The sequence below is a fragment of the Kitasatospora sp. NRRL B-11411 genome, assembly GCF_000721345.1.
In the GTDB taxonomy this organism is placed as follows: domain Bacteria; phylum Actinomycetota; class Actinomycetes; order Streptomycetales; family Streptomycetaceae; genus Kitasatospora; species Kitasatospora cineracea.
Map to the genome: position 1 here is coordinate 1 of NZ_JOGH01000214.1, position 5,978 is coordinate 5,978.

The following is a 5,978-nucleotide window of genomic DNA, read 5'->3' on the forward strand; positions in this document are numbered from 1 at the left end:
CACGGTGAAGTTCAACGCGGTCGAGGACTCCTCGCTGCAGACCTCCTTCGTGATCGACGACACCGCCGTCCAGACCGGCTGAACCCGGTGAACCGGCCGTTGCCCGGCAGCCGCACCAGCGGCCGCCGGGCAACGGCGTGTCCGGGGCCGGCACCGGTGCCCGGGGTGCCGGGGACGGCGCCCGGGGTGTCCGGACGGTGAGATTTTGGAAACTCCGGGGAAACCCGAAACACCGCCGAAACACCCGCGACGGCGACGCGAAATCCGGCCCGGCGACACTCCCCGCATGCTCCTCGCTGACTCCCCACCCACCCTGGACAGCGGCGACACCGCCTGGCTGCTGGCCTGCACCGCGCTCGTGCTGCTGATGACCCCGGCCCTGGCGCTGTTCTACGGCGGCATGGTGCGCACCAAGAGCGTGCTCAACATGATCATGATGAGCTTCGTGTCGATCGCCGTGGTCACCGTGGTCTGGCTGCTGGCCGGCTACTCGCTGGCCTTCGGCAAGGACGCCGGCTGGGGCCTGATCGGCTCCCTCGACCACCTCGGGATGGCCGGCATCACCCCGCACAGCCTCACCGGGCACGTCCCCACCCTGCTGTTCGCCACCTTCCAGCTGACTTTCGCGATCATCACCGCCGCGCTGATCTCCGGCGCCATCGCCGACCGGGCCAGGTTCGGCTCCTGGGTGGCCTTCACCGCGGTGTGGACGCTGCTGGTGTACGTGCCCGTCGCGCACTGGGTGTTCGCCCCCGACGGCTGGATCCTGAAGGACCTCGGCGCCCTCGACTTCGCCGGCGGCACCGTCGTCGAGGTCAACTGCGGCGCCAGCGGCCTGGCCCTGGCCCTGCTGCTCGGGCCGCGCCTGGGCTTCAAGAAGGAGGCGATGCGCCCGCACAACCTGCCGCTGGTGCTGCTCGGCGCGGGCCTGCTCTGGTTCGGCTGGTTCGGCTTCAACGGCGGCTCCGCGCTGGGCGCCAACGGCCTGGCCGCCGCCGCGGTCCTCAACACCCAGGCGGCCGGCTGCGCGGGCCTGCTCGGCTGGCTGCTGGTGGAGAAGAAGCGCGACGGCCACGCCACCACCCTCGGCGCCGCCTCCGGCGCGGTGGCCGGCCTGGTCGCCATCACCCCGTCCTGCGGCAGCGTCGACCTGCTCGGCGCGCTGGTGATCGGCCTGGCCGCCGGACTGGTCTGCTGCTACGCCGTCAGCTGGAAGTTCCGGCTGAACTACGACGACTCGCTCGACGTGGTCGGCGTGCACTTCGTGGCCGGCGTCATCGGCACCCTGCTGATCGGCCTGTTCGCCACCGCCGCGATGACCGGCGGCCCCACCGGGCTGCTGCACGGTGGCGGGATCGGCCAGTTCGGCAAGCAGCTGGTCGCCGTCCTGGTGGTCGCCGGGTACGCGTTCGCCATGACGTACGGCATCGGCCGGGCGATCGACCGGCTGATGGGCTTCCGGGCCGCGCCCGAGCACGAACTCACCGGGTTGGACCTCGCCGTGCACGCCGAGACCGCGTACGATCACGGCGTCCTGGGCCACGGCTCCGCCACCGCCCACGCCAGCCTGCACCAGCACGGTGCGCCCGCCTCCGACAGGACCCGCCCCGCATGAAGCTGATCACCGCCGTCGTCAAGCCGTTCAAGCTGGACGAGGTCAAGACCGCGCTGCAGGAGCTCGGCGTGCACGGGCTGACCGTCACCGAGGCCAGCGGGTACGGGCGGCAGCACGGGCACACCGAGGTGTACCGGGGTGCGGAGTACCGGATCGACCTGGTGCCGAAGGTCCGGATCGAGGTGGTGGTGGAGGACGAGGACGCCGAGCGGGTCACCGACGCCATCGTGGCCGCGGCCCGGACCGGGAAGATCGGCGACGGCAAGGTGTGGACGGTGCCGGTCGAGGGCATCGTCCGGGTCCGCACCGGCGAGCGCGGACCGGACGCGGTCTGACGATCCGTCAATCTGCTCTGCTCTCCCGGGTGTTGCCGCGCCCGGGAGTTCTGCCCGCCCGTTAATCCGGATGCGGTCCGGCCGCATCCGGGCTAGGGTCGCCGGCATGTCCTCCTTCCACCAGATCTACGGCTGACGCGGCCGGGGCAGTGCCCCGAGCCCCCGCGTCCCGCCCGCCCCGCGCGCCTTCGTGACGGCGCCCCGGCGGTGCGGTGTGTTGTCCACGCCCCCGTAGAACGGAAGCAGGTGCTCCTCCCGTGACCCGTCGCGCCCACATCGCCATGATCGGCATCCCGGCCGTCAGCCACGTCCGCCCCAGCCTGGAAGTGATCCGCGAACTCGTCGCCCGCGGCCACCGGGTGACGTACGTCAACGACCCCTCGGCCGCCGGGCTGATCGCCCCCACCGGTGCCGAGCTCGTCCCCCACCCCTCCACCCTCCCGGTCGCCGACCACGACTGGCCCGAGGACGCGATCGGCGCCATGCGGGTCTTCCTGGAGGACGCGATCGCCATGCTGCCCCGGCTGCACGCGCACTACGACGCCGATCCGGCCGACCTCTACCTGTACGACATCGGGGCCTACGCGGCCCGGGCGCTCGCCGAGGCGCAGGGCCGGCCGGTCGTGCAGCTCTCGCCGACGCTGGTCGGCTGGGACGGCTACCAGCAGGAGATCGGCGCCCAGCTGCGGCAACTGCCCGGCGCCGACGCCTACTTCGACCGGTTCGCCGGGTGGCTGGCGGGCAGCGGCGCCACCACGCTCGACGTGGACGACTTCTCCGGACGGCCGGTCCGGGCCGTCGCCATGATCACCGAGGCGATGCAGCCGCACGCCGACCGGGTCGACCGGGCGGCGGTCGACTTCGTCGGCCCGTGCTTCGACCTGCGGGCCGAGCAGGGGAGCTGGCGGCGGCCGGCCGGGGCGGAGAAGGTGCTGCTGGTCTCGCTCGGCTCGGCGTTCACCCGGCAGCCGGAGTTCTACCGCAACTGCCTGGCCGCCTTCGGCGACCTGCCCGGCTGGCACCTGGTGCTGCAGATCGGCAGGCACACCGACCCGGCGGAGCTGGGGGAGGTCCCGCCCGGCGTCGAGGTGCACCCCTGGGTGCCGCAGCGGGCGGTGCTGGCGCAGGCCGACGCCTTCGTCACGCACGCCGGGATGGGCGGCTGCGGGGAGGGCCTGCTCGCCGGGGTGCCGATGATCGCGGTGCCGCAGGCCGCCGAGCAGTTCATGAACGCCGACCGGCTGGTCGAGCTCGGCGTGGCCCGCCGGATCGACACCGCGGACGCCACGCCGCAGGCGCTCCGCGCGGCGCTGGCCGAGCTGGTCGGCGACCCGGAGGTGGCGGCCCGCTCGCGCGCGCTGAGCGCGCGGGCGCGGTCCGAGGGCGGCACCGCCCGCGCCTGCGACCTGATCGAGCAGCAGCTGGGCTGACCTCCCCGGGGGCGCCGCACCGCGCCGGTCCACCGTTGACGAACGGTCAGCGGCGGGCCGGCGCGTCCGTTTTCCCGGCCCGTTCTCCCGGTCACGGCGGCCCGCCGCCTCCCTTGACGGGCGTCCGGGCGGACCCTATGGTCATGCCACTGCAAGTTTCCAGCAAGTTTCAACGCCTTTGCAGCGTCTTTGCAGTAGCGACCCTCCCCCCGTCGCGCTGACGGCACACCCCCGCCGTCGCGGCCCCCCACCCTGCCGCCTCCCGTCCCGCGACCTGCGTCCGCGGTGCGGGCCTCCCCCAGGAGCGCTCCCTTGCCCACCTCCGCCCCCGCCCGCAGAAGGCGGCTCGCCGCCGCCACCACCGCGCTCGCGGCGCTCGGCCTCTCGGTCGGCGCCGGGCTCTCGCTCGCCCCCACCGCCACCGCCACCCCGCCCGGCGGCAAGGACGTCACCGCCACCCTGTTCGAGTGGAAGTTCGACTCGGTGGCCAAGGCGTGCACCGACACCCTCGGCCCCAAGGGCTACGGCTACGTCGAGGTCTCCCCGCCGCAGGAGCACATCCAGGGCGCCCAGTGGTGGACCTCCTACCAGCCCGTCAGCTACAAGATCGCCGGCCGGCTCGGCGACCGCGCCTCGTTCCAGAACATGGTCAGCACCTGCCACGCCGCGGGCGTCAAGGTGGTCGCCGACGCGGTGGTCAACCACATGACCGCGGGCAGCGGCACCGGCACCGGCGGCACCAACTACACCAAGTACAACTACCCGGGCTACTACCAGGACCAGGACTTCCACTCCTGCCGGACGCAGATCACCAACTACGGCGACCGCTCCAACGTGCAGAACTGCGAGCTGGTCGGCCTGGCCGACCTGAACACCGGCTCCGGCTACGTCCAGCAGACCATCGCCAACTACCTGAGCGACCTGCTCACCCTGGGCGTCGACGGCTTCCGGATCGACGCCGCCAAGCACATCGCCGCGAGCGACCTGGCCGCCATCAAGTCCAAGATGAGCAACCCGAACGCCTTCTGGGTGCAGGAGGTCATCTACGGCGCGGGCGAGGCCGTCCAGCCCTCCGAGTACACCGGCAACGGCGACGTCGACGAGTTCCGCTCCGCGACCTGGCTGAAGAGCGCCTTCAACGGCGGAAAGATCTCCGACCTGCAGAGCTGGGGCAGCGGCCTGCTCGGCTCCGCCCAGGCCCGCACCTTCGTCGACAACTGGGACACCGAGCGCAACGGCTCGACCCTGAACTACAAGTACGGCTCCGCCTACACGCTGGCCAACGTCTTCATGCTGGCGAACCCGTACGGCTCGCCGAACGTCTACTCCGGCTACGCGTTCAGCAGCAACGACGACGGCCCGCCCAACGGCGGCACCGTCAACGCCTGCTACCAGGACGGCTGGAACTGCACCCACGCCTGGCGCCAGGTCGCCAACATGGTGGGCTTCCGCAACGCGGTCGCCGGCACCGGCATGACCAACTGGTGGTCCAACGGCAACAACGCGATCGGCTTCGGCCGCGGCAGCAAGGGCTACGTGGCGATCAACCGGGAGTCCGGCGCGATCACCCAGACCTTCCAGACCTCGCTGCCGGCCGGCACCTACTGCGACGTCCAGCACGGCGACCCGGTGAACGGCGGCTGCACCGGCCAGACCTACACCGTCGGTTCGGACGGCAAGTTCACCGCCACCGTCGGCGCGGGCGACGCGGTCGCCCTGTACGTCGGCGCCGGCGGCACCGCCACCGCCACGCCCACGCCGTCCGCCTCCGCGTCGCCGTCCGCCTCGCCGACCGGCAGCGGCAACAGCGCCACCGTCTTCTACTCGACCGACAAGAACTGGTCGGCCTACGACCTGCACTACGCCCCCAACGGCGGCAGCTGGACCACCGCCCCCGGCGTGGCCATGGACGCGGCCTGCACCGGCTGGGTGAAGAAGACCGTCAGCCTCGGCACCGCCACCGGCCTGGCCGCCACCTTCAACAACGGCAGCGGCACCTGGGACAACAACGGCGGCAGCAACTACGCCCTGGGCACCGGCAACGTCACCGTCAAGGACGGCGCGATCGGCAGCGGCGACCCGTGCGCCACCGCCACCGCCTCCCCGTCCGCCTCGGCCTCCGCGTCCTCCTCGCCGTCGGTCGGCACCGGTGCGTCCTTCGCGGTCAACGCCACCACCACGGTCGGCCAGAACATCTACGTGGTCGGCGACGCGGCCGAACTGGGCGGCTGGGACACCTCGAAGGCGCTGCTGCTCTCCTCCGCCGCCTACCCGGTGTGGAAGCTCGACGTGGCGCTGAACGCCGGGACCGCGATCCAGTACAAGTACGTCCGCAAGGACGCCGCCGGGAACGTCACCTGGGAGAGCGGCGCCAACCGCACCGCGACCGTCCCGGCCAGTGGCGAGGTCGCGCTGAACGACACCTGGCGCAGCTGAGCCCGGCCCCGGCGGCGATTGGTAGGTCACGGCCCGGGCGGCCAAACCGCCCGAACGGATGGAATCCCGGCTCCGGGGGGAGTCGGGAGGCCCGCCCGCTGGAAGCATCGGGCGGGTGAGCACCACCACCCCCACCCCCACCCCCACCCACCCCCACACCCC

General features: G+C 72.5%; 4 protein-coding genes and 1 pseudogene. All 5 read left to right on the forward strand.

All coding sequences use genetic code 11. The features are described 5' to 3' along the window. Positions 1-82 (forward strand): annotated as a pseudogene (locus tag IH44_RS49925) (neutral zinc metalloprotease); the annotation flags it as partial. 204 nt (positions 83-286) lie between these two features. Next, positions 287-1,615: an ammonium transporter gene (locus IH44_RS0138740; RefSeq protein ID WP_030464555.1), complete on the forward strand. Its 1,329-nt coding sequence runs from the start codon at positions 287-289 to the stop codon at positions 1,613-1,615. Further along, positions 1,612-1,950 (forward strand): P-II family nitrogen regulator, encoded by a 339-nt coding sequence (locus IH44_RS0138745; protein WP_030464556.1) that lies wholly within the window; start codon positions 1,612-1,614, stop codon positions 1,948-1,950. Before IH44_RS0138740 ends, IH44_RS0138745 begins: the two co-directional genes overlap by 4 nt. 281 nt (positions 1,951-2,231) lie before the next feature. Beyond that, positions 2,232-3,380, forward strand: coding sequence for a macrolide family glycosyltransferase (locus IH44_RS0138750; protein WP_030464557.1), 1,149 nt, complete (start codon positions 2,232-2,234; stop codon positions 3,378-3,380). A gap of 312 nt (positions 3,381-3,692) precedes the next feature. Next, entirely contained in the window at positions 3,693-5,816 is a 2,124-nt protein-coding gene (locus IH44_RS0138755; protein WP_035957726.1) for a carbohydrate-binding module family 20 domain-containing protein, read from the forward strand. Positions 5,817-5,978 lie beyond the last annotated feature (162 nt).